Source organism: Streptomyces sp. NPDC056580 (genome assembly GCF_042793175.1).
Classification (GTDB): domain Bacteria; phylum Actinomycetota; class Actinomycetes; order Streptomycetales; family Streptomycetaceae; genus Streptomyces.
The window spans coordinates 141,691-168,037 of sequence record NZ_JBHTVE010000010.1 but is presented as its reverse complement, the minus strand read 5'-3'; the positions used below and the strand labels follow the sequence as shown (position 1 = coordinate 168,037).

Here is a 26,347-nt window from a genome sequence, read left to right as displayed (position 1 = left end):
CGCTACCCACATCGAGACCGAGAGAAGACTGAAGCCTTATGGCTACCACTTCACTTGACCTGGCCAAGGTCCGCAACATCGGGATCATGGCCCACATCGACGCGGGCAAGACGACCACCACCGAGCGGATCCTGTTCTACACCGGTGTGTCGTACAAGATCGGTGAGGTCCACGACGGCGCCGCCACCATGGACTGGATGGAGCAGGAGCAGGAGCGTGGCATCACGATCACCTCTGCTGCCACCACCTGTCACTGGCCGCTCGAGGACGTCGACCACACCATCAACATCATCGACACCCCGGGTCACGTCGACTTCACCGTCGAGGTGGAGCGCTCCCTGCGTGTGCTCGACGGTGCCGTGACGGTGTTCGACGGTGTCGCCGGTGTCGAGCCGCAGTCCGAGACCGTGTGGCGTCAGGCGGACCGCTACGGCGTCCCGCGCATCTGCTTCGTCAACAAGCTCGACCGCACCGGTGCCGAGTTCCACCGCTGCGTCGACATGATCGTCGACCGCCTGGGCGCGCAGCCGATCGTCATGCAGCTCCCCATCGGTGCCGAGGCCGACTTCAAGGGCGTCGTCGACCTGGTGACGATGAAGGCCTTCGTCTGGTCCGCCGAGGCCACCAAGGGCGAGATGTACGACATCGTCGACATCCCGGACACGCACACCGAGGCTGCCGAGGAGTACCGCGGCAAGCTGATCGAGGCCGTGGCCGAGAACGACGAAGAGATCATGGAGCTGTACCTGGAGGGCGAGGAGCCCTCCGTGGAGCAGCTGTACGCCGCGATCCGTCGTATCACCATCGCGTCCGGCAAGAGCGGCGGCACCACCGTCACCCCGGTGTTCTGCGGTACCGCGTTCAAGAACAAGGGCGTCCAGCCCCTGCTCGACGCGGTCGTGCGCTACCTGCCGTCCCCGGTCGACATCGAGGCCATCGAGGGCCACGACGTCAAGGACCCGGAGGCGGTCGTCAAGCGCAAGCCGTCCGACGACGAGCCGCTGTCGGCGCTGGCGTTCAAGATCATGAGCGACCCGCACCTCGGCAAGCTCACCTTCGTCCGCGTGTACTCCGGCCGCCTGGAGTCCGGCACCGCCGTGCTGAACTCCGTCAAGGGCCGCAAGGAGCGCATCGGCAAGATCTACCGCATGCACGCGAACAAGCGTGAGGAGATCGACTCGGTGGGCGCCGGCGACATCGTCGCGGTCATGGGTCTGAAGCAGACCACGACCGGCGAGACGCTGTGCGACGAGAAGAACCCGGTGATCCTGGAGTCCATGGACTTCCCGGCGCCGGTCATCGAGGTCGCGATCGAGCCCAAGTCCAAGGGCGACCAGGAGAAGCTGGGTGTCGCCATCCAGCGTCTCGCGGAGGAGGACCCCTCCTTCCAGGTACACACCAACGAGGAGACCGGCCAGACCGTCATCGGCGGTATGGGCGAGCTGCACCTCGAGGTGCTGGTCGACCGGATGAAGCGCGAGTTCAAGGTCGAGGCCAACGTCGGCAAGCCGCAGGTGGCCTACCGCGAGACGATCCGCAAGGCCGTCGAGCGCGTCGACTACACGCACAAGAAGCAGACCGGTGGTACCGGTCAGTTCGCGAAGGTGCAGATCGGCATCGAGCCGATCGAGAGCGGCGACACCTCGTACGAGTTCGTGAACAAGGTGACCGGCGGTCGCATCCCGAAGGAGTACATCCCTTCGGTCGACGCCGGTGCGCAGGAGGCCATGCAGTTCGGCATCCTCGCCGGTTACGAGATGACCGGCGTGCGCGTCATCCTCCACGACGGCGCGTACCACGAGGTCGACTCCTCCGAGCTCGCCTTCAAGATCGCCGGCTCGCAGGCCTTCAAGGAGGCCGCGCGCAAGGCCAGCCCCGTGCTGCTCGAGCCGATGATGGCCGTCGAGGTCACCACGCCCGAGGACTACATGGGTGAGGTCATCGGCGACATCAACTCCCGCCGTGGCCAGATCCAGGCCATGGAGGAGCGGGCCGGTGCCCGCGTCGTGAAGGGCCTCGTGCCCCTTTCGGAGATGTTCGGCTACGTCGGCGACCTCCGCAGCAAGACGTCGGGTCGCGCGAGCTACTCGATGCAGTTCGACTCCTACGCCGAGGTTCCGCGGAACGTCGCCGAGGAGATCATCGCGAAGGCCAAGGGCGAGTAACGCACCGCGTTCCCACGCTTTAGGCTTGACTCCGGAGCCTCAAGGGGCAAACAACCGCAAACGCGGATGCTTGCCCCGGGTTCCGGGACTTAACAGCAAAGATCACCTGGCGCCGACGAACCAAGGCGTACAGAACCACTCCACAGGAGGACCCCAGTGGCGAAGGCGAAGTTCGAGCGGACTAAGCCGCACGTCAACATCGGCACCATCGGTCACATCGACCACGGTAAGACGACCCTCACGGCCGCCATTACCAAGGTGCTGCACGACGCGTACCCGGAGCTGAACGAGGCCACCCCGTTCGACAACATCGACAAGGCGCCCGAGGAGCGCCAGCGCGGTATCACCATCTCCATCGCGCACGTCGAGTACCAGACCGAGGCGCGTCACTACGCCCACGTCGACTGCCCGGGTCACGCGGACTACATCAAGAACATGATCACCGGTGCCGCGCAGATGGACGGCGCGATCCTCGTGGTCGCCGCCACCGACGGCCCGATGCCGCAGACCAAGGAGCACGTGCTCCTGGCCCGCCAGGTCGGCGTTCCGTACATCGTCGTCGCCCTGAACAAGGCCGACATGGTGGACGACGAGGAGATCATGGAGCTCGTCGAGCTCGAGGTCCGTGAGCTCCTCTCCGAGTACGAGTTCCCGGGCGACGACCTGCCGGTCGTCCGTGTCTCCGCGCTGAAGGCCCTCGAGGGCGACGCGCAGTGGACGCAGTCCGTCCTGGACCTCATGAACGCCGTCGACACCGCGATCCCGGAGCCGGAGCGCGACGTCGACAAGCCGTTCCTGATGCCGATCGAGGACGTCTTCACGATCACCGGTCGCGGTACGGTCGTCACCGGCCGTATCGAGCGTGGTGTCCTCAAGGTCAACGAGACCGTGGACATCATCGGTATCAAGCAGGAGAAGACCACCACCACGGTCACCGGCATCGAGATGTTCCGCAAGCTGCTCGACGAGGGCCAGGCCGGTGAGAACGTCGGTCTGCTCCTCCGCGGCATCAAGCGCGAGGACGTCGAGCGCGGCCAGGTCATCATCAAGCCGGGCTCGGTCACCCCGCACACCGAGTTCGAGGCGCAGGCCTACATCCTCTCCAAGGACGAGGGTGGCCGCCACACGCCGTTCTTCAACAACTACCGTCCGCAGTTCTACTTCCGTACGACGGACGTGACCGGCGTGGTGACCCTCCCCGAGGGCACCGAGATGGTCATGCCGGGTGACAACACCGAGATGAAGGTGGAGCTCATCCAGCCCGTCGCCATGGAAGAGGGCCTGAAGTTCGCCATCCGTGAGGGTGGCCGGACCGTGGGCGCCGGCCAGGTCACCAAGATCAACAAGTGATCTTGAACTGACCCGGCCCGGTCTCTGACCTGGTAGCTGTCGGAGAGGCCCGTACGACTTCGGTCGTGCGGGCCTCTTCGCTGTGTTCCGCCGTACCTCGCTACTGCTTCCAGGTCTCGCGCACCTATGGTCTTCCTGCCCGGCGCCGCCGGGCCCACGACTGTCGCGGAGGTGGATGCCGTGCTGGACAAGGTGCGGGCCGTGGTTCCCTGGCTGGCCGTGGCCGCCGTGGTGATCGCCATGGGCTGCCAGCAGGGACTGTTCTCGCTGGTGGGGCGCCTCGCCCCGGGGCCGGCGCGAGCCGTGGCCCTGCCCGGGGGCGGTGTCTCCGACGGCGGGCGCTGCGGAGCCCAGGGATACCACCGGTTCCGGCTGCCGGCGGACGTGGTCTCCCCGCCGCCCCGGGACACGCCTCCCCCCGGTCCCAGGCTCGTCCTCGGCGCCTACGGGTTCGAGCAGGGCCCCCGCACCCCCGCCCGCTTCACCATCAGTCTCCTCATCGTCCCTGGCGGGAAGCGGCCCCTTGAGCTGTCCCGCACCCTCGGTGACGGCGTCGCGGTGGAGATCGAGGGTCCGCACGGACTGGTCGGCGGCGCCCACGGCCTGCCGGTCACCTGGCGCGAGCCCACCAGGACGGGCCCCGGCCACCGGATGCGCGTCGGCGCCCGCGACGGCGGGATCGCCGAGGTCGCCCTCCCCGTCAGGGCCCTGTGCCCCGGCCAGGAAGGGGCCGAGGTGATGGAGAAGCTGCAGGCGCCGATCGACTCCCACAACACCGTCACCGGGCAGCCGCCCTACACCCTGACCGTCTCCTTCTCCGACCCCGGCGTCGGTGAGCTGCGCGCGTCGCTGCGCTCGCCGGACCGCGGAGACGTGCTCGGCGCCGGCAACCTCATCCCCCCGGACCCGGAGACCGGCCGCCCCTGACCCGCCGCTGCCGCCCGGGCCGGCGAGCGTCGGCAACGAAAAGATGCGGCGTGCCGGACCCGTTGTCCCGCCGGGGCGCTGCCTCCAGCATGTGGCACGCCGGCCCGACGGTGGTCCCGCAGCGGCCGCTGGTCGGCACGGGCGGTCCGACAACCGCCTGTCCGGGACGGCCGCGGAGCCGCGGGATCCGAGCCGGGCCGTCGGCCCACCGGGGCGGGGAGGCCGGTGGGCGTCCGACCGGGGAGGCCCGGGTGCCAGGTGGTGCGCACCCGGGCCTCCCCTCCCCCGGCGGTGGTCGTCGGGTCAGGCGCGCTGCCACAGCGCCGGGACGTTCGGCGGTTCCCAGCCGGGCTGCGCCTGGTGGCCCTGGAGGCAGCGGTAGGCGGCGCCGCCGTAGGTCACGGTGTCACCGGCCTGGTACACGGTGCCCGCCGACCAGGTTCCGCCCGGATCGCCGGGGTTGCCGGGGTCGCCGGGCCCGCTCGTGGTCGTCTTCAGGGTCAGGCCGTAGGCCTGCAGGATCGGGTTGACGGGCTGGAAGTACGTGGTGCCGCCGCTGGTGCAGTCACCCGTGCCGCCCGAGGTGACGCCCTGCGCCTGGCTGCCGGAGATGAACGAACCGCCCGAGTCGCCGGGCTCGGCGCACACCGAGGTGCGGGTGACGCCGCTGACGGTGCCCTCCTGGTAGGTCACGCTGGCGTTGAGCTGCTGCACGGTGCCGCAGTGCCAGCCGGTGGTCGAGCCCGACCGGCACACCGACGCGCCCACCGTGGCCTGCGTGGAGCCGGTGACCTGGGCGCTCGAACCGTTGACGTACGGGGTCGCCGTCCAGTTGCCGTTGGTGGCCACCCACGACATGTCGTTGCCGGGGAACACCGACGTCTGGAAGGTCCCCTGCGCCACCCGGTTGGAGCCGGTGGTGGTGCTGCCCGCCCGCCCGCAGTGACCCGCCGAGGCGAACCCCTGCTGGCTGCCCCGGGTCACCGGGAAGCCGATCGAGCACCGGGTGCTGCCGCCGATGTAGTACGCGTCACCGCCCCGCAGGTCGTACAGCGGCCGCGGGCGTTCGGCGAACTTCGAGGTGCGCACCAGGGCCCGGTCCACCCCGGCCGCGGCCAGCAGGCGCGCCGCCGCCGCGGGGCGCACCGCCTGCACCACGAGGGTGTTCCTGCGCACGTCGACGTACCAGACCGGGGTGTCGGTGCCGGCCTGCCGGTCCGCGGCACGGTGCAGCCGGTCCGCGGCACGGTCCAGCCGGGCCTTGGCCGCGTCCAGCGAGGCCAGGGAGTGCCGCACGACCACCGCCCGGGCGCCGCGCGCCCTGATCGCGGCCACGTCCCGGGCGTCGGTCGTCGCCACGGTCAGGGTGCCCGACTCGGGGCCCCGGACCCAGGCGCCGGCGAAGTGCCGGCCGAGGGCCGCGCGCAGCCGCCCGGCGGTGGCGCCCGCCTCGGCCTCGTTCGCCAGGCGGAGCCGTGCCTGCGGCAGGCTCAGGCCGAGGTCCCGCCGCATCGCGTCCAGCAGGGCGGGCGGGGCGTCGGCGGTGCGCAGGGTCTGCGCCGCGCCGGGGACGGTGGACGGAACCGGACGGACGCCGGCGCTCGCGGAGCCGCTGAGCCCGGCCACGAGCAGGGCGCCCGCCGCCGCTACGGCGGCACAGGCGGCCCGGGCATGTCTGTGGAGCATGAGGGGGTCTCCTCGGTCTCGGTGGGGTGCCGAAACCGTAGGAAGAGCCGCTCGGCCCGCGTAAGACCCAGCCGACCTCCTGCCCCGGTGTTATGGAACGCGCTTGCCGCGAGGGCGGGTTCAGGCTCCGGCGGGCTGGTCGTTGCCCGCGAGCCAGTGCGCGTAGCTGTCGCTGCGCGCCGCCGCCCCGGCGTGCGCGCTGCGCGCCTCGGCGAGGACGGTCGCCGCGGTGTCCGGCGCCTGCGCCGCCGGGTGCCAGCCGAGCACGTGCCGCCAGACCAGCGGGGTGCCGGCCAGCGGCAGCGTGGTGATGCCGGGCGTCGTCGGGAACGTGGCCCGGCACAGCCCCACCGCCCGCCCGACCTGCACCAGGTGCACACAGGAGGCGGTGTCCGTCTCGTACATCCGGCGCGCGGCGAACCCGGCCCGCGCGCAGGCCGCGGTGAAGCAGTCCGCGAAGCAGCCGTCTCCGGGCACCACCGCCCAGTCCTCGCCGGCCAGCGCGGACAGCTCCACCTCGGCGGCCGCGGCCAGCGGATGGCCGGCCGGCAGCATCACGAACACCGGGTCCACCGCGATCTCCCGCCACACCAGGTGCGTGGCGTCGGGCGGGGCCGCCGAGCCGCAGGTGCCGGCCAGCGCGAAGTCCAGCCGTCCCTCCGCCAGCAGCCCGGCCAGCTCCCGCTCGGACCAGGACGCGCGGGTGGTCACGGTGGCCCCCGGCACGGCCTCGGCCAGCCGGTCCACCAGCGCGCCCAGCAACGGGCCGTGCGTGCCGCCCAGCCGCAGCCGCAGCCGCTCCGGCTCCTGCCGGGCCCGGGCGAACCGGACCGCCTCCTGCTGGAGTTCGCTCACCGCGGGCAGCACGATGCGGGTGCGCTCCAGTACCAGTTCGCCCAGCGCGGTGGCCCGCACGCCGTGCCGCCCGCGCTCGAACAGAGCCCCGCCCAGCGCCCGTTCGATCCGCCTGAGCTGCGCGCTCAGCGCGGGCTGCGCGAGCCCGAGCAGCGTCGCCGCCCGCGTCAGACTGCCTGCCTCCGCGATCGTCCGGATGGTCCTGAGATGCCGCAACTCCAGTTCCATGAAGGGAGCTTGCGGTGCGGGCGAGAAGGGGGCAAGGGGTTGGTACGGACCGGTGGCGGGAGCGGTGTGCGACCGGTGGCCCGACCTCGTCCACGCCGACGCGGGACCGATTGTCGCCGGCCCACCGCTGTGGGATCGTGACCCCCGCCTCGATTGGTCTGTACCTGCTCTGGGGAGGATCATGCGCAGCACCACCGTCCCACCCGGCACCCCCTGCCCGGCACCGCGCTCCGGAGAGCCGCCGCTGCACCGGCTGGAGGTCACCGGTCCGGACGCGCCGCCGTTCGCCGCGGGCTCCTTCGACGAGGTGGGCCCGCTGTCCCGGGCCGACCACCCGCACCGCCACACCTTCTACGAGATCGTCCACGTCACCGCCGGCTCCGGCACGCATGTCGTCGACCTCGCCCGGTGGCCGGTGCGACCCCCGCAGCTCGCCGTGATCCTGCCGGGCCAGATCCACTGCTGGCAGGACCAGCGGGGTCTCGACGGCACGCTCGCCCTGTTCACCGAGGACTTCCTGATCGACCACCCCGGCGACCACCGGCTCCTGCGGCGGCTGGGCGGAACCTGCTGGTTCGACCTGGACGCCGAGGACGACCTGCGGACCGCCCGCCTGATGGCCGACCTGGCGTCGGAGCACCGGCAACGGGCCCCCGGGTACGAGACCGTCCTGCGCGCCCTGTTGCACGTCCTCGTCATCCGCACGACACGCACGGCCGCCACCGCGAGCACCGGCGCCCGGTGGGCGGCGGGGGCCGGGGGGCCGGCGGGGGTGGATCGGATCGCCGGTACGGCCAGCGAGGCTGTGACGCGGGCGGCCGCCGGGCCGGGGAGGACCGCGGGGCCGCGGTGGGGCGCCGGGGCCGAGGGAGGTTCCGGGCCGGGGAGAGGTGCCGGGGCCGAGGAAGACGCCGGGCCGGGGAGAGGTGCTGTGGTGGAGCGGGGTGCTGGGCTGGAGGGGGGCGCCGAGGTGGAGCGGGGTGCTGTGGGGGAGCGGGGTGCTGTGGCGGAGCGGGAAGTGGCGCTGGAGGGGGGCGCCGAGGCGGAGCGGGGTGCTGCGGCGAAGCAGGATGCCGGGGTGGAGCGTGGGGCCGGGCCCGGGCGGGTCACCGAGTCCGTGCGCGGGGCCGGGCCCGGGCGGGTCACCGAGTCCGTGCGCGGGGCCGAACCCGAGCCGGTCGGCGGCCGGGATAGGGCGGCCGGGGCGGCCGGTCCGGCTCCGCGGGGCGGCTCGCCCCGGCGGTGCGGCTCGTCTCGGGGGGCCGGCTCGGCCCGGGCGACCGGACCGGGACGGGGAACCGGCCCGGCGGGGGAGGGCGGCTCGGAGAGGGCAGCGGCCCTGGCCGAGGCCTTCGTCCGGCTCACCGTCCGGCGGGAGACGGCGGCCTGGACGGTGCGGGAGTGCGCCGAACGGCTCGGGGTGACACCGGGCCACCTCACCCAGGCCGTGCGCGCGGCCACCGGCCGCAACCCCGGCCGGCTGCTGATCGAGGCCCGGGTGTACCAGGCCCAGCGGCTCCTGGCCCACACCGACCTACCGGTACGACAGGTCGCCGCCCGCGTCGGCATCAGCGACCCCGCGTACTTCTGCCGCTTCTTCCGGCGGGAGACCGGCACCAGTCCCGGCGACTGGCGAAAGCACCACAGTCACCACCACCAGTCCATCGAAGCCCCGGGGACCCGCGCCTAGGTTCGTTGCCGATCCGACGGCCCCCACAAGGAGCAGGCATGGACAGCGAGACGCAGTTCCCCCACCCCGAACGCCCCCACTCGGAAAGCCCCCGCCACGTCGCCCGCAAAACCGTCTTACGCGCCGCGCTCGCGGCCACCGCGGCGATCCCCGCCGCGTTCGCCGGCGGCCCCGCCCTGGCCCGCACCTTCTCCGCCACCGGCACGTCCGCGCCGCTCACCCCGCCCTGCGACGACGGCGACGACCCCACGCCTGAGCAGATCGAGGGCCCGTACTTCAAGCCCAACTCGCCCCAGCGCACCAGCCTGGTGGAACCGGGGATGCCCGGCACCCGGCTCACCGTGACCGGCTATGTCTTCGGCAGGGCCTGCCTCCCGGTCGCCGGCGTCCTGCTGGACTTCTGGCAGGCCGACAACGACGGCGCCTACGACAACACCGGGTTCCGGCTGCGCGGCCACCAGTACACCGACTCGCGCGGCTCGTTCGCCCTGACGACGATCGTCCCCGGCCTCTACCCCGGCCGCACCCGGCACATCCACGTCAAACTGCAGGCCCCGGGCCGTCCGGTCCTGACGACGCAGCTCTACTTCCCGAACGAACCCCGCAACAACACCGACACCATCTTCGACCCACGGCTGCTGATGACCGTCCGCGACGGCAACGGCGGCCGGGAGGCGGCCTTCGACTTCGTGCTGGACGTCCCCCAGGACCCGGGCCCGACCCCCACTCCGACCGGCACTCCGCCGGCCGGCGGCACCTGGTCCGTGGGCACCGCCTACCGGGCCGGCGACCGGGTCACCTACGCGGGCCGCGGCTACGTCTGCCTCCAGGCCCACACGGCCCAGCCCGGCTGGGAGCCCCCGGCGGTGCCGGCGCTGTGGCGGGCCGGCTGAGAGGCCGCGCCACCCCGGACGCCGCCCGGACCACGTCAACGCCCTGCCCGTGAAACCCCCCGTGACGAAGATCGGCGTCCACCGGTTGAAGTACCGGCGGTGGACGTCGATACGGCGAGGGGCGAGCGGTGGACGGTCCGGCAGGAGGCTACGGCTACGGCCACGGCGGCAACGGGCACGGCCCGGGTGCGGGGCGGCTGGCGTCCACCCCCGCCGACAAACGGGCGGCGGCCAGGGCGCTGAACGACCACATCGAGCCGGACACCCGCAGGGCCGGCGAGTGGGCGGACGACGAGACCGCGGCGGCGGTGAAGGCCTTCGGCGCGCGCGACGGGCACGGCTGGCTCACCTCCACGGCCCTGCGCAGGGCCCACGCGGCCTGGGGCGACCAGGTGAAGAACCTGATGGACCGGCTGGGCGCCGAGAAGGACGCGCTGACCAGTACGAACGTGGTCCTGACCAACTCGGACGTGGCAGCCGGGTCGGCGCTGCGGCGCACGTCCGCGCTCGACCTGTACTGACGGACGGGGGGAACGGCCGGGCCATGCCGACGTATCACGAGATCATGAGCACCGACCTCGCCGCCCTCACCGGCGCCGCCGAGCGCTGGGAGGGCATGGCGGGGAAGTTCGCCGAGCAGGAGCGGGCGTACCACCGGGACGTCCACCGCATCACGACGGCTCCCGCCTGGAGCGGGATGAGCGCGGAGGCGGCCCACGGCCGCTTCGGCGTCACGCTCAAGGAACTGCGGTACGCCCAGACGGAGGCGAAGGCGATCGCCTCGCTGCTCCGGGACGCGCACGCCCAGTTCGCCGACCTGAAGGGCCGGCTCACGGCGGCGTGCGAGGAGGCGCGGGCGGCCGGCATGCGGATCTCGGAGCAGGGCCGGGTCGGCACCGACCCCGCCCACGCGAAGGAGCCGGACGAGGCGACCGTACGGTCCTGGCAGGACCGCGTCGACGCGGCGGTGCGGGCCGTGACGGACGCGGACACGGGCGTCGAGACCGCCCTCGCGGCCGTGGTCGTCGACTCCGACCCGCTGGTCGGTGGCCGCGGCTTCAACGGCCGGGCGCTGGGGGACGTCGAGCAGTACGAGGCACTGTCCGCGGAGGAGACGCTCGGCAGACTCGGCCGCGGTGAACACCTGTCACCGCGCGAACTGGCCGAACTGCGGCGGACGTTCCGCGACAACGCCGACGACGAGGCGTTCTCCCGGACCCTGCTGGACGACCTGGGCGCGGCGGGCACGATCACCCTGACGAACGAGCTCAACGACCTGATCCACGTGCGCGGCGGGCCGGGGGCGGGCACGTACTCGACGATCGAGTCGGGCCTCGCGGACACGCTGGCGACGGCGACGAGGGACACGGGCTCGGCCTGGTACAAGCGCTGGAGGTCCTCCATGCGGCACGCGGGCATCGGGCACTACGCCACGGACGCGCAGGGCGAACGCATGGACAAGGCGGTGGGCTACCAGTCGCTCGTCACCCTGATGCACAAGGGCCACGGCTACTCGCCGAAGATGCTCGAGAACCTGACCGACGACATGATCGCGGCGGAGCGCCGGGACCCGGGGATCTGGCAGCTGAAGCACGGGTACAGCGGCAGGCACGGCGGCTGGTTCGCCAACGACCCGGTGGACGGCGCGCTGGACATCATGAGCCGCGACCCGCGTACGGCCGCGGACTACCTCGGGTCGGACGCCCGTATGAAGTACCTGGTCGAGGACCGCGACTGGAACGTGGTCCTGCACGAGCACGGGGGAGACAAGACCAGCACCTACGCGGCCGGCCTCGACGCGGACGACCGCGCGGGCCTCGGCAGGGCCCTGCAGGCGGCGGCCACGGGTGTCGACCCGTCCGACGCACACGGCCACTACGTGCCGCACACCGCGCGGAACGAGGCGGTCTTCCGGTCGGCGATCAGCCATCTGTCCGCCGGCGGCGACGAGTTCCCGCCGTCGCTGCGGCGGCCCGTGGCGTCGATCCTGGTCAACCACGGGGAGACCGTGCACGCCTCGATGAGCGAGATCGACATCTCCGGGTCCCCGCTGCCCCAGGACCAGCTCTTCGAGGTCACCAAGCAGATCTCAAAGGACAAGGACGCCTACGGCACCCTCAACGGCGGCCTGAACCAGGCGATGGTGTCGGGCATCCACGGGGATCACTCCAAGTCCACGGAACCCCTGCTCCGCGCGGGCCGCACCGTCGGCTTCCTCGAAGAGGCCCGCATCCAGGCACAGGGCGACCCCAAAACAGCCACCTTCGAGGCGAAGCCGGTCTTCGACAAGGCGATCAGCTACATCCCGGTCGTCAGCGCCGACGTGCAGCAGGGGTTCGACTACGTCACGGGGAAGTGGTTGGCGGACGAGCAGAAGCGGTTGGACGACCAGCAGACCGAGCACAATTCCGAGGCATACGAGGCAAGGAACGGGCAGCTAATGGCGCTTGCGGACGAGTGGCACAGGTCCCAGTCGGGTCGTGGCCATGCGCGCTTCGCTACCCAGGCAATGGTCACTGAGGCGTCCGAGAGTGGTGCAGCCCATGCACACGGGGTCTCGGGGGAGCAGGCCAAGTGACCAGGCGCCCACAAGTCTCCCGCCTCGGTCTCGTTGCCTTTGTTTTGGTGGCGTTGTCTACGTCCTGCGCTGGTTCCGACAGGACAGTGCCGCCGGTGATCTGCGGAACGCGGGTCGACCCGAGTATCACGCGTCGCCTCGTAGAGCCGGGTAGCTTCCGTGAGCTGAACAGAGTGAGTCGTTCGCAGGCCACTTCCGCTCCATGCACGCTCCTGTCCGGGAAGGACCCGGTCATCAGGTTCCACTTCTGGTGGGCGGATGGTCGGATCGACTTGAAGTACATGACGGAGCAGGCCGGGGGGGTGTCGCGTGTTACGGACGCGCGCAAGATTGACGCCTCATTTGACGCGCTCGTGGGGAATGACGGGGCTGCGGCAGCGACGCGGTGCAGAAGCAGGTCCGGTGATCATTTCGGGCTCTCTGTCCAGTTCCCCGAAGTCGGCTCGACCGACCAATCCCACCGCGCCGACATCGAGAACTTCATGCGTGCCTACTTCCCCGCCACCCTCGCGACGCTCGGGTGTGTGACGTCGGCCACGTGAGGGCGGGAGCCGCGGGCGGGGGCGGTTTGACGTGCATCACTCCGGGGGTAATCTCTTCGGCCCGATTGGCCAGGCCGCCGCACCATATGGCAGACTGTCCGAGTTGCTCGGTCGAGTGTTGATGCTGCGCGCCTCCCGCCGGGAGGACCGGAAGCGAGTCCCACAGTACTCGTCGCCCTAACTGCCTCCGGGCAGCACTGGGGCGGACGTACGGGAATCTTCCGGGAAGTGTGAGCGCGGCACCGGCCAGGCGCCCGGTGGGCCCGAGGTCCCCGGTCCGCGGTTCCGGAAGGGCCGTCGCATTCCCCGCAGGGATGTTCGAACAAGGGACATCTGTGTCAGCGAGAGCGCGACACGCCCGACCGCGTGGGTCGGACGAACGAAGGCAGCAGAAGGAATCCACCGGGTTCCAGAGCGTTAGAGAGACAGGACTACTGAGTAGCCATGGCGGGACAGAAGATCCGCATCCGGCTCAAGGCCTACGACCACGAGGTCATCGACTCTTCGGCGAAGAAGATCGTCGAGACGGTGACCCGCACTGGTGCGTCGGTCGCGGGCCCGGTGCCGCTGCCCACTGAGAAGAACGTGTACTGCGTCATCAAGTCGCCGCACAAGTACAAGGACTCGCGCGAGCACTTCGAGATGCGCACGCACAAGCGCCTGATCGACATTCTCGACCCCACCCCCAAGACCGTTGACTCTCTGATGCGACTCGACCTCCCGGCCGGTGTCGACATCGAGATCAAGCTCTGAGGGTCGGTGAGCTGAGAATGGCTAAGCAGATCAAGGGCATCCTGGGCGAGAAGCTCGGCATGACGCAGGTGTGGGACGAGAACAACCGCGTTGTTCCGGTCACCGTCGTCAAGGCCGGCCCGAACGTCGTCACCCAGGTCCGTACGAACGATGTCGACGGCTACGAGTCCGTCCAGATCGCTTTCGGCGAGATCGACCCGCGCAAGGTGAACAAGCCCCTCAAGGGCCACTTCGCCAAGGCCGACGTCACCCCGCGCCGTCACCTCGTCGAGATCCGCACCGCGGACGCCTCCGAGTACGCGCTCGGCCAGGAGATCACCGCTGAGGTGTTCGAGGCCGGTATCAAGGTCGACGTCACCGGCAAGAGCAAGGGCAAGGGCTTCGCCGGTGTCATGAAGCGTCACAACTTCAAGGGCCTCGGCGCCGGACACGGCACCCAGCGCAAGCACCGCTCGCCCGGTTCCATCGGTGGCTGCGCCACCCCGGGCCGCGTGTTCAAGGGCCTCCGCATGGCGGGTCGCATGGGCAACGAGCGGGTCACCACCCAGAACCTGACCGTCCACGCCGTTGACGCGGAGAAGGGTCTGCTGCTCATCAAGGGCGCGGTTCCCGGTCCGAACGGCGGCCTCGTCCTGGTCCGCACCGCGGCCAAGGGGGCCTGAGGTAACCGATGAGCACTGTTGACATCCTTTCGCCGGCGGGCGACAAGGCCGGTTCCGTCGAGCTCCCCGCGGAGATCTTCGACGCCAAGGTCAGCGTTCCGCTGATCCACCAGGTCGTCGTCGCGCAGCTGGCCGCTGCCCGTCAGGGCACGCACAAGACGAAGACCCGTGGCGAGGTCCGTGGCGGCGGCAAGAAGCCGTACCGCCAGAAGGGCACCGGTCGCGCCCGTCAGGGTTCGACCCGCGCCCCGCAGTTCGCCGGCGGTGGCGTCGTCCACGGTCCGCAGCCGCGTGACTACTCGCAGCGCACCCCGAAGAAGATGAAGGCCGCCGCCCTGCGCGGTGCCCTCACCGACCGGGCGCGTCACAACCGCATCCACGTCGTCTCCGGCGTGGTCGAGGGCGCGAACCCCAGCACCAAGGCCGCCAAGAGCCTGTTCGGCAAGATCAGCGAGCGCAAGAACCTGCTCCTGGTCGTCGACCGCTCCGACGAGGCCGCGTGGCTGTCCGCCCGCAACCTGCCCCAGGTCCACATCCTGGAGCCGGGCCAGCTGAACACGTACGACGTTCTCGTCTCGGACGACGTGGTCTTCACCCAGGCCGCGTTCGAGTCCTTCGTGTCTGGCCCCAAGGCCGCTGACACCGAAGGGAGCGAGGCCTGATGGCTACGCGTCACCCGAGCATCGCCTCGAAGGCCGCCAAGGCCGCCAAGGCCGCGCGCGTCGCCAAGGCGAAGCGCCACGCCACCGAGGGCAAGAACACTGTCGAGACCCCGCTGAGCAAGTCGTACACGGACCCCCGTGACGTCCTGCTGAAGCCGGTCGTCTCCGAGAAGAGCTACGCGCTCCTCGACGAGAACAAGTACACGTTCATCGTCGACCCGAACGCCAACAAGACCCAGATCAAGCAGGCCGTCCAGGCGGTCTTCGACGTCAAGGTCACCGGGGTCAACACGATCAACCGCGCCGGCAAGCGCAAGCGCACCCGCACCGGCTTCGGCCAGCGTGCGGCCACCAAGCGCGCGATCGTGACCCTTGCCGAGGGCGACCGTATCGACATCTTCGGCGGTCCGACCGCGTAAGCGGGTCGGATCGTCCGATATCGGACGAGGACTGAGAAATGGGAATCCGCAAGTACAAGCCGACTACGCCGGGCCGTCGTGGCGCCAGCGTCGCCGACTTCGTCGAGGTCACGCGGTCCACGCCGGAGAAGTCGCTGGTCCGCCCCCTGCACAGCAAGGGCGGCCGTAACAACGCCGGTCGTGTGACCGTTCGCCACCAGGGTGGCGGACACAAGCGCGCCTACCGCGTGATCGACTTCCGTCGTCACGACAAGGACGGCGTGCCGGCGAAGGTCGCGCACATCGAGTACGACCCCAACCGCACCGCGCGCATCGCGCTGCTGCACTACGCCGACGGCGAGAAGCGCTACATCCTCGCCCCGCGCAACCTGCAGCAGGGTGACCGCGTCGAGAACGGTCCCGGGGCCGACATCAAGCCGGGCAACAACCTGGCGCTCCGCAACATCCCGGTCGGTACCACGATCCACGCGATCGAGCTCCGTCCCGGTGGCGGTGCCAAGTTCGCCCGCTCCGCCGGTGCCTCCGTGCAGCTGCTCGCGAAGGAGGGCTCGATGGCCCACCTCCGCATGCCGTCCGGTGAGATCCGCCTGGTCGACGTCCGCTGCCGCGCCACCATCGGTGAGGTCGGCAACGCCGAGCAGAGCAACATCAACTGGGGTAAGGCCGGCCGTAAGCGGTGGCTGGGCGTTCGCCCGACCGTCCGTGGTGTCGTCATGAACCCGGTCGACCACCCGCACGGTGGTGGTGAGGGCCGGACCTCCGGTGGCCGCCACCCCGTGTCCCCGTGGGGCAAGAAGGAAGGCCGTACTCGTTCGCCCAAGAAGGCGTCGAACAAGTACATCGTCCGCCGCCGCAAGACGAACAAGAAGCGCTAAGGACGGGTTGAGATGCCTCGTAGCCTGAAGAAGGGGCCCTTCGTCGACGACCACCTGATCAAGAAGGTGGACGCCCAGAACGAAGCCGGCACCAAGAACGTCATCAAGACCTGGTCCCGTCGCTCCATGATCGTCCCGGCCATGCTCGGCCACACGCTCGCGGTGCACAACGGCAAGACCCACATCCCGGTGTTCGTCACCGAGTCGATGGTCGGTCACAAGCTCGGCGAGTTCTCGCCGACCCGCACCTTCCGGGGCCACGTCAAGGACGACCGGAAGTCGAAGCGCCGCTAGTAGCGGATCGCATTCAGACACGTAAGTAACTGAGAGGGACAACCATGGAAGCCAGGGCCCAGGCGCGGTACATCCGCGTTACGCCCATGAAGGCCCGCCGCGTGGTGGACCTTATCCGTGGCATGGATGCCACGGAGGCTCAGGCTGTTCTGCGATTCGCTCCGCAGGCAGCCTCCGTGCCGGTCGGCAAGGTGCTCGACAGCGCCATCGCCAACGCCGCGCACAACTACGACCACACCGACGCCGACAGCCTCTTCATCTCCGAGGCGTACGTCGACGAGGGCCCGACCCTGAAGCGGTTCCGGCCGCGCGCCCAGGGCCGTGCCTACCGGATCCGCAAGCGGACCAGCCACATCACCGTGGTCGTCAGCAGCAAGGAAGGAACCCGGTAATGGGCCAGAAGGTTAACCCGCATGGGTTCCGGCTCGGTGTCACGACCGACTTCAAGTCGCGTTGGTACGCCGACAAGCTGTACAAGGACTACGTCAAGGAAGACGTCGCCATCCGTCGGATGATGACGTCCGGCATGGAGCGCGCCGGCATCTCGAAGGTTGAGATCGAGCGCACCCGTGACCGCGTGCGTGTGGACATCCACACCGCTCGTCCGGGCATCGTCATCGGCCGCCGTGGCGCCGAGGCCGACCGCATCCGCGGCGACCTCGAGAAGCTCACCGGCAAGCAGGTCCAGCTGAACATCCTCGAGGTCAAGAACCCCGAGACCGACGCTCAGCTGGTTGCGCAGGCCGTTGCCGAGCAGCTCTCCTCCCGCGTCTCCTTCCGCCGCGCCATGCGTAAGAGCATGCAGTCGGCGATGAAGGCCGGCGCCAAGGGCATCAAGATCCAGTGCGGCGGCCGCCTCGGCGGCGCCGAGATGTCCCGCTCGGAGTTCTACCGCGAGGGCCGCGTGCCCCTGCACACGCTCCGTGCGAACGTGGACTACGGCTTCTTCGAGGCCAAGACGACCTTCGGCCGCATCGGCGTGAAGGTCTGGATCTACAAGGGCGACGTCAAGAACATCGCCGAGGTCCGCGCCGAGAACGCTGCGGCCCGTGCGGGTAACCGCCCGGCCCGTGGCGGTGCCGACCGCCCGGCCCGTGGTGGCCGTGGTGGCGAGCGGCGCGGTCGCAAGCCGCAGCAGGCTGCCGGCGCCGAGGCCCCCAAGGCCGAGGCTCCCGCCGCCGCTCCGGCTGAGAGCACCGGAACGGAGGCCTGACCGAAATGCTGATCCCCCGTAGGGTCAAGCACCGCAAGCAGCACCACCCGAAGCGCAGCGGCGCTGCCAAGGGCGGCACGCAGGTTGCGTTCGGCGAGTACGGCATCCAGGCGCTCACCCCGGCGTACGTGACGAACCGCCAGATCGAGGCCGCTCGTATCGCCATGACGCGTCACATCAAGCGTGGTGGCAAGGTCTGGATCAACATCTACCCGGACCGTCCCCTCACCAAGAAGCCTGCCGAGACCCGCATGGGTTCCGGTAAGGGTTCGCCGGAGTGGTGGATCGCCAACGTCAAGCCCGGACGCGTGATGTTCGAGCTGTCGTACCCCAACGAGAAGATCGCCCGTGAGGCGCTGCTTCGTGCGGCCCACAAGCTGCCGATGAAGTGCCGGATCGTCAAGCGCGAGGCAGGTGAAGCGTGATGTCGGCCGGTACCAAGGCGTCCGAGCTGCGCGAGCTGGGCAACGAGGAGCTTCTGGGTAAGCTCCGCGAGGCCAAGGAAGAGCTGTTCAATCTCCGCTTCCAGGCGGCGACCGGCCAGCTCGAGAACCACGGTCGGCTCAAGGCCGTCCGTAAGGACATCGCGCGGATCTACACCCTGATGCGTGAGCGCGAGCTGGGCATCGAGACGGTGGAGAGCGCCTGATGAGTGAGAGCAACGTGACTGAGCAGACTGCAGAGGCCCGCGGCTTCCGCAAGACCCGTGAGGGTCTCGTCGTCAGCGACAAGATGGACAAGACCGTCGTCGTCGCCGTCGAGGACCGCGTCAAGCACGCGCTGTACGGCAAGGTCATCCGCCGTACCAACAAGCTCAAGGCGCACGACGAGCAGAACGCCGCGGGCGTCGGCGACCGCGTCCTCCTCATGGAGACCCGGCCGCTGTCCGCGACGAAGCGCTGGCGCGTCGTCGAGATCCTCGAGAAGGCCAAGTAGGTAGTTCCCGCAAGGGAACTCCCGTAAGTACGCCTGCGGGCAAACCCGCAGGACAGTTCCGCCAGGCTCGGCAGGGGTCCTCTCACTGAGGCCCCTGCCGGGAACCGGCAGACAAACAGGAGATAGACGTGATCCAGCAGGAGTCGCGACTGCGCGTCGCCGACAACACTGGTGCGAAGGAAATCCTTTGCATCCGTGTGCTCGGTGGCTCCGGTCGCCGCTACGCGGGCATCGGTGACGTCATCGTCGCCACCGTCAAGGACGCGATCCCCGGTGGCAACGTGAAGAAGGGTGACGTCGTCAAGGCGGTCATCGTTCGCACCGTCAAGGAGCGCCGCCGTCCGGACGGCTCGTACATCCGCTTCGACGAGAACGCCGCCGTCATTCTGAAGAACGACGGCGACCCTCGCGGCACCCGTATCTTCGGCCCGGTCGGCCGTGAGCTGCGCGAGAAGAAGTTCATGAAGATCATCTCGCTCGCGCCGGAGGTGCTGTAAGCATGAAGATCAAGAAGGGCGACCTGGTCCAGGTCATCACCGGTAAGGACAAGGGCAAGCAGGGCAAGGTCATTGCCGCTTACCCGCGCGACGAGCGCGTCCTGGTCGAGGGTGTCAACCGGGTCAAGAAGCACACCAAGGCCGGTCCGACCGCCAGCGGTTCGCAGGCCGGCGGCATCGTCACGACCGAGGCGCCGATCCACGTCTCCAACGTCCAGCTGGTCGTTGAGAAGGACGGCCAGAAGGTCGTCACGCGTGTCGGTTACCGCTTCGACGACGAGGGCAACAAGATCCGCGTTGCCAAGCGGACGGGTGAGGACATCTGATGGCGACCACCACCACTCCGCGTCTGAAGCAGAAGTACCGCGAGGAGATCGCGGGCAAGCTGCGTGACGAGTTCAAGTACGAGAACGTCATGCAGGTTCCCGGCCTCGTCAAGATCGTGGTCAACATGGGTGTCGGCGACGCCGCCCGTGACTCGAAGCTCATCGAGGGCGCGATCCGCGACCTGACCACCATCACCGGTCAGAAGCCGGCCGTCACCAAGGCCCGCAAGTCCATCGCGCAGTTCAAGCTGCGCGAGGGCCAGCCGATCGGTGCCCACGTCACGCTCCGTGGCGACCGCATGTGGGAGTTCCTGGACCGCACCCTGTCGCTCGCGCTGCCGCGCATCCGCGACTTCCGCGGCCTGTCCCCCAAGCAGTTCGACGGCCGTGGCAACTACACCTTCGGTCTCACGGAGCAGGTCATGTTCCACGAGATCGACCAGGACAAGATCGACCGCACCCGGGGTATGGACATCACCGTGGTGACCACGGCGACCAACGACGCTGAGGGCCGTGCGCTCCTTCGTCACCTCGGCTTCCCGTTCAAGGAGGCGTGAGCGAGATGGCGAAGAAGGCTCTGATCGCTAAGGCTGCTCGCAAGCCCAAGTTCGGTGTGCGTGGCTACACCCGCTGCCAGCGTTGTGGCCGCCCGCACTCCGTGTACCGCAAGTTCGGCCTGTGCCGCGTGTGCCTTCGTGAGATGGCTCACCGTGGCGAGCTGCCGGGCGTGACCAAGAGCTCCTGGTAGTCCCCTCAACAGGGGTCTGCTGAAGCTCTCGGTAAGCATCTGGGTCGGCAGAAGCCCTTCTCCGCATGCCTTAGGCTTGTGGGGTTGGGCGTCTGCCGCGCCCGTACGACTTACTACGCCGTAGGTCCACCGCGCCGCACCCGTCCCGTCTCGGATCGGGGAGAGGGATGGCGCACCAGGAAACCCCGGCGAGAGAGGCCGAAGGCCAATTCATGACCATGACTGATCCGATCGCAGACATGCTTACGCGTCTGCGGAACGCGAACTCGGCATACCACGACTCCGTGACGATGCCGGCATCGAAGATCAAGTCGCACATCGCGGAGATCCTCCAGCAGGAGGGCTTCATCACGGGCTGGAAGGTCGAGGACGCCGAGGTCGGTAAGAACCTCGTTCTCGAGCTGAAGTTCGGCCCGAACCGTGAGCGCTCCATCGCGGGCATCAAGCGGATCTCCAAGCCCGGTCTCCGGGTTTACGCGAAGTCCACCAACCTGCCGAAGGTGCTCGGCGGCCTCGGCGTGGCGATCATCTCCACGTCGCACGGGCTCCTCACCGACAAGCAGGCCGGCAAGAAGGGCGTGGGTGGGGAAGTCCTCGCCTACGTCTGGTAGCGGAAGGGAACGGAGGAAACAGCTATGTCGCGTATTGGCAAGCTCCCCATCACGGTTCCCGCCGGCGTGGACGTCACCATCGACGGCCGTACGGTCAAGGTCAAGGGGCCCAAGGGCGAACTGACCCACACCGTCGTTGCGCCGATCGACATCGCCAAGGGCGAGGACGGCACCCTTCAGGTGACCCGCCCCAACGACGAGCGTCAGAGCAAGGCCCTGCACGGCCTGTCCCGCACGCTGGTGGCGAACATGATCACCGGCGTGACCCAGGGTTACGTGAAGAAGCTCGAGATCAGCGGTGTCGGTTACCGCGTCACGGCCAAGGGTGCGAACCTCGAGTTCGCGCTCGGCTACAGCCACCCGATCACCATCGAGGCGCCCGAGGGAATCACCTTCAAGGTGGAGACCCCGACCCGCTTCCAGGTCGAGGGCATCGACAAGCAGAAGGTCGGCGAGGTTGCGGCCAACATCCGCAAGCTGCGCAAGCCCGACCCGTACAAGGCCAAGGGCGTCAAGTACGAGGGCGAAGTCATCCGCCGCAAGGTCGGAAAGGCGGGTAAGTAAGCCATGGCATACGGGCAGAAGATCCTCAAGGGCGACGCCTACAAGCGCGCCGCGATCAAGCGCCGTCACATCCGGATCCGCAAGCGGATCGCCGGTACGGCGGAGCGCCCCCGTCTGGTCGTGACCCGCTCCAACCGCCACATCGTGGCGCAGGTGATCGACGACCTCAAGGGCCACACCCTGGCGTCCGCGTCCACCCTGGACGCGTCCGTCCGCGGCGGCGAGGGCGACAAGTCCTCGCAGGCCAAGCAGGTCGGCGCCCTGGTCGCCGAGCGCGCCAAGGCCGCCGGTGTCGAGGCTGTCGTGTTCGACCGTGGTGGCAACCAGTACGCCGGGCGCATCGCCGCCCTGGCGGACGCCGCCCGCGAAGCCGGGCTCAAGTTCTGAGCCTGCCGTAGCTAGCGGAAACGAAGAGAGGTAATTCCAATGGCTGGACCCCAGCGCCGCGGTGGCGGTGCCGGTGGCGGCGAGCGGCGGGACCGGAAGGGCCGTGACGGCGGCGCTGCTGCCGCCGAGAAGACCGCGTACGTTGAGCGCGTCGTCGCGATCAACCGCGTCGCCAAGGTTGTGAAGGGTGGTCGTCGCTTCAGCTTCACCGCGCTGGTCGTGGTGGGCGACGGTGACGGCACCGTGGGTGTCGGTTACGGCAAGGCCAAGGAGGTGCCGGCCGCCATCGCCAAGGGTGTTGAGGAGGCCAAGAAGCACTTCTTCAAGGTCCCCCGTATCCAGGGCACCATCCCGCACCCCATCCAGGGTGAGAAGGCTGCCGGCGTCGTGCTGCTCAAGCCCGCGTCCCCCGGTACCGGTGTTATCGCCGGTGGTCCGGTGCGTGCCGTGCTCGAGTGCGCCGGTATCCACGACGTGCTGTCGAAGTCGCTCGGCTCCGACAACGCGATCAACATCGTGCACGCGACCGTGGCGGCCCTGAAGGGCCTGCAGCGTCCCGAGGAGATCGCGGCCCGCCGTGGTCTGCCGCTCGAGGACGTCGCTCCCGCGGCCCTGCTGCGTGCGCGTGCCGGGGCGGGTGCGTAATCATGGCGCAGCTCAAGATCACGCAGGTCAAGTCCTACATCGGCAGCAAGCAGAACCACCGCGACACCCTGCGCTCCCTTGGTCTCAAGGGCATCAACACGCAGGTCGTCAAGGAGGACCGCCCCGAGTTCCGCGGCATGGTGCACACCGTCCGCCACCTCGTGACGGTCGAGGAGGTCGACTGATCATGGCGGAGCAGAACCCGCTCAAGATCCACAACCTCCGTCCCGCCCCGGGCGCCAAGACCGCCAAGACCCGTGTGGGTCGTGGTGAGGCGTCGAAGGGTAAGACGGCCGGTCGTGGTACCAAGGGCACGAAGGCCCGCTACCAGGTTCCGGAGCGCTTCGAGGGTGGCCAGATGCCGCTCCACATGCGCCTCCCGAAGCTGAAGGGCTTCAAGAACCCGTTCAAGACCGAGTACCAGGTCGTGAACCTCGACAAGCTGGCCGCGCTCTACCCCGAGGGTGGCGAGGTCACCGTCGAGGGTCTGGTGGCCAAGGGCGCCGTTCGCAAGAACAGCCTCGTCAAGGTCCTCGGCCAGGGCGAGGTCTCCGTGGCGCTGCAGGTGACGGTCGACGCCGTCTCCGGCTCCGCCAAGGAGAAGATCACCGCCGCCGGCGGTACGGTCACCGAGCTGATCTGAGCCCCTCAGGCGCCTCGATGACGTGAACGATCCCGACCGGGGATACTCCACAAAAGGGGTATCCCCGGTCGGTCGTTCCAAGGGCAGTGGTCTCGCCGGTAAGGTGGCCTGCACTGTCCACTTTCAATGGATGCTCCCATGGGGCACCCTGAGCGGCAGTTGGCCGTTATTCATTCGTCGAACCTCAAGACCGTCACCCTTGACGCAGTTGCGCGGGGGTCGCAGGAGGCACCGTGCTCACCGCGTTCGCCCGGGCGTTCAGGACGCCCGACCTGCGCAAGAAGCTGCTCTTCACGCTGGGCATCATCGTGGTCTACCGGGTCGGTACCCACGTCCCGATCCCCGGCGTCAACTACAAGGCCGTCCAGACGTGTGTGAAAGAGGCGTCCGGCAACCAGGGCCTGTTCGGTCTCGTCAACATGTTCAGCGGCGGCGCGCTGCTCCAGATCACGATCTTCGCGCTCGGCATCATGCCGTACATCACGGCGAGCATCATTCTGCAGCTGCTCACCGTGGTCATCCCCCGTCTGGAGGCCCTGAAGAAGGAGGGTCAGGCGGGTACCGCGAAGATCACGCAGTACACCCGCTACCTGACCGTGGCGCTCGCCATCCTGCAGGGCACCGGTCTCGTCGCCACCGCGCGCAGCGGCGCCCTGTTCGGCAGCTGCTCCGTGGCCAGCCAGATCGTTCCCGACCAGGCCATCTTCAGCACGATCACGATGGTCATCTGCATGACCGCCGGCACCGCCGTCGTCATGTGGCTCGGTGAGCTGATCACCGACCGCGGCATCGGCAACGGCATGTCGATCCTGATGTTCATCTCGATCGCGGCGACCTTCCCGTCCGCGCTGTGGGCCATCAAGAAGCAGGGCACCCTGGCCGGCGGCTGGATCGAGTTCGGCACGGTCATCCTGGTCGGCCTGGTCATGGTCGCGCTGGTGGTCTTCGTCGAGCAGGCCCAGCGCCGCATCCCGGTGCAGTACGCGAAGCGCATGATCGGCCGCCGCTCCTACGGCGGTACGTCCACGTACATCCCGCTCAAGGTGAACCAGGCCGGTGTGATTCCGGTCATCTTCGCCTCGTCGCTGCTCTACATCCCGGCACTGATCGCGCAGTTCGCGGGGGGCAAGTCGGGCTGGAAGACCTGGGTCGAGCAGAACCTGACCAAGGGCGACCACCCGATTTACATCGCTTCGTACTTCTTGCTCATCGTTTTCTTCGCGTTCTTCTACGTGGCGATCTCCTTCAACCCCGAGGAAGTCGCCGACAACATGAAGAAGTATGGTGGCTTCATCCCGGGCATCCGGGCTGGCCGACCGACCGCTGAGTACCTCAGCTACGTGCTCAACCGGATCACCTGGCCGGGTTCGCTGTATCTGGGTCTGATCGCTCTCGTACCGACAATGGCGTTGGTGGGCTTCGGGGCAAGCCAGAACTTCCCGTTCGGCGGGACCAGCATCCTCATCATCGTGGGTGTCGGACTCGAGACGGTGAAGCAGATCGAGAGCCAGCTTCAGCAGCGCAATTACGAAGGGTTCCTCCGCTGATGCGTATCGTCCTCGTCGGGCCGCCGGGTGCCGGTAAGGGAACGCAAGCCGTCCGACTCGCCGAGAAGCTGGGCATCCCGCACATCTCGACGGGCGACCTGTTCCGCGCAAACATCAGCCAGCAGACCGAGCTGGGCAAGCTCGCGAAGTCCTACATGGACGCGGGGAACCTCGTACCCGACGAGGTCACCATCGCGATGGCCAAGGACCGCATGGAGCAGCCCGACGCGGAGAACGGCTTCCTGCTGGACGGCTTCCCGCGGAACGTCTCGCAGGCCGAGGCGCTGGACGAGCTGCTGGAGTCCGAGAACATCAAGCTGGACGCCGTCCTGGACCTGGAGGTCCCGGAGGAGGAGGTCGTCAAGCGGATCGCCGGCCGGCGCATCTGCCGCAACGACTCGTCCCACGTCTTCCACGTGACGTACAGCCCGCCGAAGCAGGAGGGCGTCTGCGACGTCTGCGGCGGTGAGCTGTACCAGCGCGACGACGACTCCGAGGAGACCGTCCGCACGCGGCTGGAGGTCTACCACACGCAGACCGAGCCGATCATCGACTACTACAAGTCGCAGGGCCTGGTCCGCACGATCTCCTCGCTGGGTCCGGTGGAGGAGATCACCGAGCGGGCGCTCGAGGCGCTGAAGCGCGAGAAGGCCGAGAACAAGTAGATCGCGGTCCCTTCCGGCCGCGGCGCCCTCGGGGGCGTCGCGGCCGTACTGTTGTGTACGTAATCCATCCGACGTGAGTGACGGAGAGCGCAGGCCCCCATGGTGCAGATCAAGAGCCCCGAGCAGATCGCCAAGATGCGAGCGGCGGGGCTGGTCGTCGCCGCCATCCACGCGGCGACCCGTGAGGCCGCGGTCCCCGGCGCCAGCACCAGGGATCTGGACGAGGTCGCCCGCAAGGTGCTCGCCGAGCACGGCGCCAAGTCGAACTTCCTCGGCTACGGCGGGTTCCCCGCGACCATCTGCACCTCGGTGAACGACGTGGTCGTCCACGGCATCCCGTCCGAAGACGTCGTCCTCAAGGACGGCGACATCATCTCCATCGACTGCGGCGCGATCGTCGACGGCTGGCACGGTGACGCCGCCTACACGGCCTTCGTGGGCTCAGGTCACTCCCCGGAGCTGGTCGAGCTCTCCCGGGTGACCGAGGAGTCGATGTGGGCCGGCATCGCCGCGATGAAGCAGGGCAACCGGCTGGTCGACGTCTCCCGTGCCATCGAGACCTACATCCGCCGCCAGCCGAAGCCCGGCGGCGGCAAGTACGGGATCATCGAGGACTACGGCGGCCACGGCATCGGCACCGAGATGCACATGGACCCGCACCTGCTGAACTACGTCGACCGCCGCCGCGGCAAGGGTCCCAAGCTGATCCCCGGCTTCTGCCTCGCCATCGAGCCCATGGTCTCCCTCGGCACCCCCCGCACCGAGGTCCTCTCGGACGACTGGACCGTCATCACCACGGACGGCACCTGGTCCTCCCACTGGGAGCACTCGGTCGCCCTGACCGACCAGGGGCCCTTGGTCCTGACGGCCGTCGACGGCGGCAGGGCCAAGCTGGCGGAGCACGGGATCACGGCCGCGCCGGATCCCCTTGCATAGGGATCACCGGCATGGGGCAGACTTCCTCGATTCGTTTTTCCGGGTGCGCT

The 26,347-nt window shown here is 69.0% G+C and carries 33 protein-coding genes; 31 read left to right on the top strand and 2 right to left on the bottom strand.

Translation table 11 applies throughout. The features are described 5' to 3' along the window. Positions 1–38 precede the first annotated feature (38 nt). The 3 genes from fusA (at position 39) to ACFQ9Z_RS23435 (ending at position 4,442) form a co-directional block, all read left to right on the top strand. On the top strand, positions 39–2,165 hold the full coding sequence (fusA, locus tag ACFQ9Z_RS23445; protein ID WP_383022021.1) for an elongation factor G: 2,127 nt from the start codon (positions 39–41) through the stop codon (positions 2,163–2,165). 156 nt (positions 2,166–2,321) lie between these two features. Beyond that, positions 2,322–3,515 (top strand): elongation factor Tu, encoded by a 1,194-nt coding sequence (gene tuf / locus ACFQ9Z_RS23440; protein WP_143627906.1) that lies wholly within the window; start codon positions 2,322–2,324, stop codon positions 3,513–3,515. Between the two features lie 126 nt (positions 3,516–3,641). Further along, a complete protein-coding gene (locus ACFQ9Z_RS23435) occupies positions 3,642–4,442 on the top strand; it encodes a hypothetical protein (RefSeq protein ID WP_383022016.1) in 801 nt (266 codons plus the stop codon). A gap of 303 nt (positions 4,443–4,745) precedes the next feature. Here the strand turns inward: ACFQ9Z_RS23435 and ACFQ9Z_RS23430 are convergent, their stop codons facing one another. Further along, positions 4,746–6,128 (bottom strand): carbohydrate-binding protein, encoded by a 1,383-nt coding sequence (locus ACFQ9Z_RS23430; protein WP_383022013.1) that lies wholly within the window; start codon positions 6,126–6,128, stop codon positions 4,746–4,748. 120 nt (positions 6,129–6,248) lie between these two features. Then, complete coding sequence (locus tag ACFQ9Z_RS23425; protein ID WP_383022008.1) at positions 6,249–7,211, bottom strand: LysR substrate-binding domain-containing protein; 963 nt, start codon at positions 7,209–7,211, stop codon at positions 6,249–6,251. 181 nt (positions 7,212–7,392) lie between these two features. Between ACFQ9Z_RS23425 and ACFQ9Z_RS23420 the strand changes: the two genes are divergently transcribed. The 28 genes from ACFQ9Z_RS23420 to map all read left to right on the top strand — a co-directional run bounded on the left by ACFQ9Z_RS23420 (position 7,393) and on the right by map (position 26,297). Continuing rightward, the gene (locus ACFQ9Z_RS23420) at positions 7,393–8,901 is read left to right on the top strand and encodes an AraC family transcriptional regulator (protein ID WP_383022005.1); all 1,509 of its coding nucleotides are present in this window, start codon (positions 7,393–7,395) and stop codon (positions 8,899–8,901) included. Between the two features lie 38 nt (positions 8,902–8,939). Beyond that, the gene (locus ACFQ9Z_RS23415) at positions 8,940–9,794 is read left to right on the top strand and encodes a carbohydrate-binding protein (RefSeq protein ID WP_383022002.1); all 855 of its coding nucleotides are present in this window, start codon (positions 8,940–8,942) and stop codon (positions 9,792–9,794) included. Positions 9,795–9,922: 128 nt separating this feature from the next. Beyond that, the gene (locus ACFQ9Z_RS23410; RefSeq protein WP_383021996.1) at positions 9,923–10,315 is read left to right on the top strand and encodes a hypothetical protein; all 393 of its coding nucleotides are present in this window, start codon (positions 9,923–9,925) and stop codon (positions 10,313–10,315) included. A 23-nt stretch (positions 10,316–10,338) separates the two neighbouring features. After that, positions 10,339–12,372, top strand: coding sequence for a hypothetical protein (locus ACFQ9Z_RS23405; protein WP_383021993.1), 2,034 nt, complete (start codon positions 10,339–10,341; stop codon positions 12,370–12,372). A gap of 986 nt (positions 12,373–13,358) precedes the next feature. Continuing rightward, a complete protein-coding gene (rpsJ, locus tag ACFQ9Z_RS23400; RefSeq protein ID WP_003948644.1) occupies positions 13,359–13,667 on the top strand; it encodes a 30S ribosomal protein S10 in 309 nt (102 codons plus the stop codon). 17 nt (positions 13,668–13,684) lie between these two features. After that, positions 13,685–14,329 (top strand): 50S ribosomal protein L3, encoded by a 645-nt coding sequence (gene rplC / locus ACFQ9Z_RS23395; protein ID WP_383021989.1) that lies wholly within the window; start codon positions 13,685–13,687, stop codon positions 14,327–14,329. An 8-nt stretch (positions 14,330–14,337) separates the two neighbouring features. Further along, on the top strand, positions 14,338–14,991 hold the full coding sequence (gene rplD, locus ACFQ9Z_RS23390) for a 50S ribosomal protein L4 (protein WP_143627894.1): 654 nt from the start codon (positions 14,338–14,340) through the stop codon (positions 14,989–14,991). Continuing rightward, positions 14,991–15,410 carry a 50S ribosomal protein L23 gene (rplW, locus tag ACFQ9Z_RS23385; RefSeq protein ID WP_158923768.1) on the top strand — a complete coding sequence of 140 codons (420 nt, stop codon included), beginning with the start codon at positions 14,991–14,993 and terminating at the stop codon, positions 15,408–15,410. Before rplD ends, rplW begins: the two co-directional genes overlap by 1 nt. Positions 15,411–15,448: 38 nt before the next feature. After that, entirely contained in the window at positions 15,449–16,285 is an 837-nt protein-coding gene (gene rplB / locus ACFQ9Z_RS23380) for a 50S ribosomal protein L2 (protein ID WP_031167077.1), read from the top strand. 12 nt (positions 16,286–16,297) lie between these two features. Then, a complete protein-coding gene (gene rpsS / locus ACFQ9Z_RS23375) occupies positions 16,298–16,579 on the top strand; it encodes a 30S ribosomal protein S19 (protein ID WP_003992359.1) in 282 nt (93 codons plus the stop codon). Between the two features lie 44 nt (positions 16,580–16,623). Continuing rightward, on the top strand, positions 16,624–16,971 hold the full coding sequence (gene rplV, locus ACFQ9Z_RS23370; protein WP_003974262.1) for a 50S ribosomal protein L22: 348 nt from the start codon (positions 16,624–16,626) through the stop codon (positions 16,969–16,971). Continuing rightward, entirely contained in the window at positions 16,971–17,792 is an 822-nt protein-coding gene (gene rpsC, locus ACFQ9Z_RS23365) for a 30S ribosomal protein S3 (RefSeq protein ID WP_014674374.1), read from the top strand. Before rplV ends, rpsC begins: the two co-directional genes overlap by 1 nt. A gap of 5 nt (positions 17,793–17,797) precedes the next feature. Further along, positions 17,798–18,217, top strand: coding sequence for a 50S ribosomal protein L16 (gene rplP, locus ACFQ9Z_RS23360; RefSeq protein ID WP_143627890.1), 420 nt, complete (start codon positions 17,798–17,800; stop codon positions 18,215–18,217). Then, positions 18,217–18,441 carry a 50S ribosomal protein L29 gene (rpmC, locus tag ACFQ9Z_RS23355; RefSeq protein ID WP_030174543.1) on the top strand — a complete coding sequence of 75 codons (225 nt, stop codon included), beginning with the start codon at positions 18,217–18,219 and terminating at the stop codon, positions 18,439–18,441. Before rplP ends, rpmC begins: the two co-directional genes overlap by 1 nt. Beyond that, complete coding sequence (gene rpsQ, locus ACFQ9Z_RS23350) at positions 18,441–18,728, top strand: 30S ribosomal protein S17 (protein WP_003992363.1); 288 nt, start codon at positions 18,441–18,443, stop codon at positions 18,726–18,728. Before rpmC ends, rpsQ begins: the two co-directional genes overlap by 1 nt. Positions 18,729–18,856: 128 nt before the next feature. Beyond that, the gene (rplN, locus tag ACFQ9Z_RS23345) at positions 18,857–19,225 is read left to right on the top strand and encodes a 50S ribosomal protein L14 (protein WP_003998823.1); all 369 of its coding nucleotides are present in this window, start codon (positions 18,857–18,859) and stop codon (positions 19,223–19,225) included. A 2-nt stretch (positions 19,226–19,227) separates the two neighbouring features. Beyond that, positions 19,228–19,551, top strand: coding sequence for a 50S ribosomal protein L24 (gene rplX, locus ACFQ9Z_RS23340; protein WP_133043289.1), 324 nt, complete (start codon positions 19,228–19,230; stop codon positions 19,549–19,551). Beyond that, positions 19,551–20,108, top strand: a complete 558-nt coding sequence (rplE, locus tag ACFQ9Z_RS23335; RefSeq protein ID WP_061920719.1) for a 50S ribosomal protein L5 — start codon at positions 19,551–19,553, stop codon at positions 20,106–20,108. Before rplX ends, rplE begins: the two co-directional genes overlap by 1 nt. Before the next feature lie 5 nt (positions 20,109–20,113). Further along, positions 20,114–20,299 carry a type Z 30S ribosomal protein S14 gene (locus ACFQ9Z_RS23330; RefSeq protein WP_003948630.1) on the top strand — a complete coding sequence of 62 codons (186 nt, stop codon included), beginning with the start codon at positions 20,114–20,116 and terminating at the stop codon, positions 20,297–20,299. Between the two features lie 212 nt (positions 20,300–20,511). Then, positions 20,512–20,910, top strand: coding sequence for a 30S ribosomal protein S8 (rpsH, locus tag ACFQ9Z_RS23325; RefSeq protein WP_007384075.1), 399 nt, complete (start codon positions 20,512–20,514; stop codon positions 20,908–20,910). A gap of 24 nt (positions 20,911–20,934) precedes the next feature. Next, positions 20,935–21,474 carry a 50S ribosomal protein L6 gene (gene rplF / locus ACFQ9Z_RS23320; protein ID WP_143627888.1) on the top strand — a complete coding sequence of 180 codons (540 nt, stop codon included), beginning with the start codon at positions 20,935–20,937 and terminating at the stop codon, positions 21,472–21,474. Between the two features lie 3 nt (positions 21,475–21,477). Next, positions 21,478–21,861, top strand: coding sequence for a 50S ribosomal protein L18 (rplR, locus tag ACFQ9Z_RS23315; protein ID WP_067299854.1), 384 nt, complete (start codon positions 21,478–21,480; stop codon positions 21,859–21,861). A 39-nt stretch (positions 21,862–21,900) separates the two neighbouring features. After that, on the top strand, positions 21,901–22,506 hold the full coding sequence (rpsE, locus tag ACFQ9Z_RS23310; protein WP_003992370.1) for a 30S ribosomal protein S5: 606 nt from the start codon (positions 21,901–21,903) through the stop codon (positions 22,504–22,506). A gap of 2 nt (positions 22,507–22,508) precedes the next feature. Beyond that, positions 22,509–22,691 (top strand): 50S ribosomal protein L30, encoded by a 183-nt coding sequence (gene rpmD / locus ACFQ9Z_RS23305; protein WP_003974250.1) that lies wholly within the window; start codon positions 22,509–22,511, stop codon positions 22,689–22,691. A gap of 2 nt (positions 22,692–22,693) precedes the next feature. Next, positions 22,694–23,149 (top strand): 50S ribosomal protein L15, encoded by a 456-nt coding sequence (gene rplO, locus ACFQ9Z_RS23300; RefSeq protein WP_094215509.1) that lies wholly within the window; start codon positions 22,694–22,696, stop codon positions 23,147–23,149. Positions 23,150–23,382: 233 nt separating this feature from the next. Then, positions 23,383–24,696: a preprotein translocase subunit SecY gene (secY, locus tag ACFQ9Z_RS23295; protein ID WP_383021969.1), complete on the top strand. Its 1,314-nt coding sequence runs from the start codon at positions 23,383–23,385 to the stop codon at positions 24,694–24,696. Then, the gene (locus ACFQ9Z_RS23290; protein ID WP_383021966.1) at positions 24,696–25,361 is read left to right on the top strand and encodes an adenylate kinase; all 666 of its coding nucleotides are present in this window, start codon (positions 24,696–24,698) and stop codon (positions 25,359–25,361) included. Before secY ends, ACFQ9Z_RS23290 begins: the two co-directional genes overlap by 1 nt. Positions 25,362–25,460: 99 nt before the next feature. Next, a complete protein-coding gene (gene map / locus ACFQ9Z_RS23285; protein ID WP_383021962.1) occupies positions 25,461–26,297 on the top strand; it encodes a type I methionyl aminopeptidase in 837 nt (278 codons plus the stop codon). Positions 26,298–26,347: the final 50 nt, after the last annotated feature.

Excerpts from the sequence above, each read along its gene's own strand:
- fusA (WP_383022021.1), top strand. The coding sequence starts at position 39 with ATGGCTACCACTTCACTTGACCTGGCCAAGGTCCGCAACATCGGGATC.
- ACFQ9Z_RS23435 (WP_383022016.1), top strand. The coding sequence starts at position 3,642 with ATGGTCTTCCTGCCCGGCGCCGCCGGGCCCACGACTGTCGCGGAGGTG.
- ACFQ9Z_RS23430 (WP_383022013.1), bottom strand. The coding sequence starts at position 6,128 with ATGCTCCACAGACATGCCCGGGCCGCCTGTGCCGCCGTAGCGGCGGCG.
- ACFQ9Z_RS23425 (WP_383022008.1), bottom strand. The coding sequence starts at position 7,211 with ATGGAACTGGAGTTGCGGCATCTCAGGACCATCCGGACGATCGCGGAG.
- ACFQ9Z_RS23420 (WP_383022005.1), top strand. The coding sequence starts at position 7,393 with ATGCGCAGCACCACCGTCCCACCCGGCACCCCCTGCCCGGCACCGCGC.
- ACFQ9Z_RS23415 (WP_383022002.1), top strand. The coding sequence starts at position 8,940 with ATGGACAGCGAGACGCAGTTCCCCCACCCCGAACGCCCCCACTCGGAA.
- ACFQ9Z_RS23405 (WP_383021993.1), top strand. The coding sequence starts at position 10,339 with ATGCCGACGTATCACGAGATCATGAGCACCGACCTCGCCGCCCTCACC.
- rpsJ (WP_003948644.1), top strand. The coding sequence starts at position 13,359 with ATGGCGGGACAGAAGATCCGCATCCGGCTCAAGGCCTACGACCACGAG.
- rplC (WP_383021989.1), top strand. The coding sequence starts at position 13,685 with ATGGCTAAGCAGATCAAGGGCATCCTGGGCGAGAAGCTCGGCATGACG.
- rplD (WP_143627894.1), top strand. The coding sequence starts at position 14,338 with ATGAGCACTGTTGACATCCTTTCGCCGGCGGGCGACAAGGCCGGTTCC.
- rplW (WP_158923768.1), top strand. The coding sequence starts at position 14,991 with ATGGCTACGCGTCACCCGAGCATCGCCTCGAAGGCCGCCAAGGCCGCC.
- rplB (WP_031167077.1), top strand. The coding sequence starts at position 15,449 with ATGGGAATCCGCAAGTACAAGCCGACTACGCCGGGCCGTCGTGGCGCC.
- rpsS (WP_003992359.1), top strand. The coding sequence starts at position 16,298 with ATGCCTCGTAGCCTGAAGAAGGGGCCCTTCGTCGACGACCACCTGATC.
- rplV (WP_003974262.1), top strand. The coding sequence starts at position 16,624 with ATGGAAGCCAGGGCCCAGGCGCGGTACATCCGCGTTACGCCCATGAAG.
- rpsC (WP_014674374.1), top strand. The coding sequence starts at position 16,971 with ATGGGCCAGAAGGTTAACCCGCATGGGTTCCGGCTCGGTGTCACGACC.
- rplP (WP_143627890.1), top strand. The coding sequence starts at position 17,798 with ATGCTGATCCCCCGTAGGGTCAAGCACCGCAAGCAGCACCACCCGAAG.
- rpmC (WP_030174543.1), top strand. The coding sequence starts at position 18,217 with ATGTCGGCCGGTACCAAGGCGTCCGAGCTGCGCGAGCTGGGCAACGAG.
- rpsQ (WP_003992363.1), top strand. The coding sequence starts at position 18,441 with ATGAGTGAGAGCAACGTGACTGAGCAGACTGCAGAGGCCCGCGGCTTC.
- rplX (WP_133043289.1), top strand. The coding sequence starts at position 19,228 with ATGAAGATCAAGAAGGGCGACCTGGTCCAGGTCATCACCGGTAAGGAC.
- rplE (WP_061920719.1), top strand. The coding sequence starts at position 19,551 with ATGGCGACCACCACCACTCCGCGTCTGAAGCAGAAGTACCGCGAGGAG.
- ACFQ9Z_RS23330 (WP_003948630.1), top strand. The coding sequence starts at position 20,114 with ATGGCGAAGAAGGCTCTGATCGCTAAGGCTGCTCGCAAGCCCAAGTTC.
- rpsH (WP_007384075.1), top strand. The coding sequence starts at position 20,512 with ATGACCATGACTGATCCGATCGCAGACATGCTTACGCGTCTGCGGAAC.
- rplF (WP_143627888.1), top strand. The coding sequence starts at position 20,935 with ATGTCGCGTATTGGCAAGCTCCCCATCACGGTTCCCGCCGGCGTGGAC.
- rplR (WP_067299854.1), top strand. The coding sequence starts at position 21,478 with ATGGCATACGGGCAGAAGATCCTCAAGGGCGACGCCTACAAGCGCGCC.
- rpsE (WP_003992370.1), top strand. The coding sequence starts at position 21,901 with ATGGCTGGACCCCAGCGCCGCGGTGGCGGTGCCGGTGGCGGCGAGCGG.
- rpmD (WP_003974250.1), top strand. The coding sequence starts at position 22,509 with ATGGCGCAGCTCAAGATCACGCAGGTCAAGTCCTACATCGGCAGCAAG.
- rplO (WP_094215509.1), top strand. The coding sequence starts at position 22,694 with ATGGCGGAGCAGAACCCGCTCAAGATCCACAACCTCCGTCCCGCCCCG.
- ACFQ9Z_RS23290 (WP_383021966.1), top strand. The coding sequence starts at position 24,696 with ATGCGTATCGTCCTCGTCGGGCCGCCGGGTGCCGGTAAGGGAACGCAA.
- map (WP_383021962.1), top strand. The coding sequence starts at position 25,461 with ATGGTGCAGATCAAGAGCCCCGAGCAGATCGCCAAGATGCGAGCGGCG.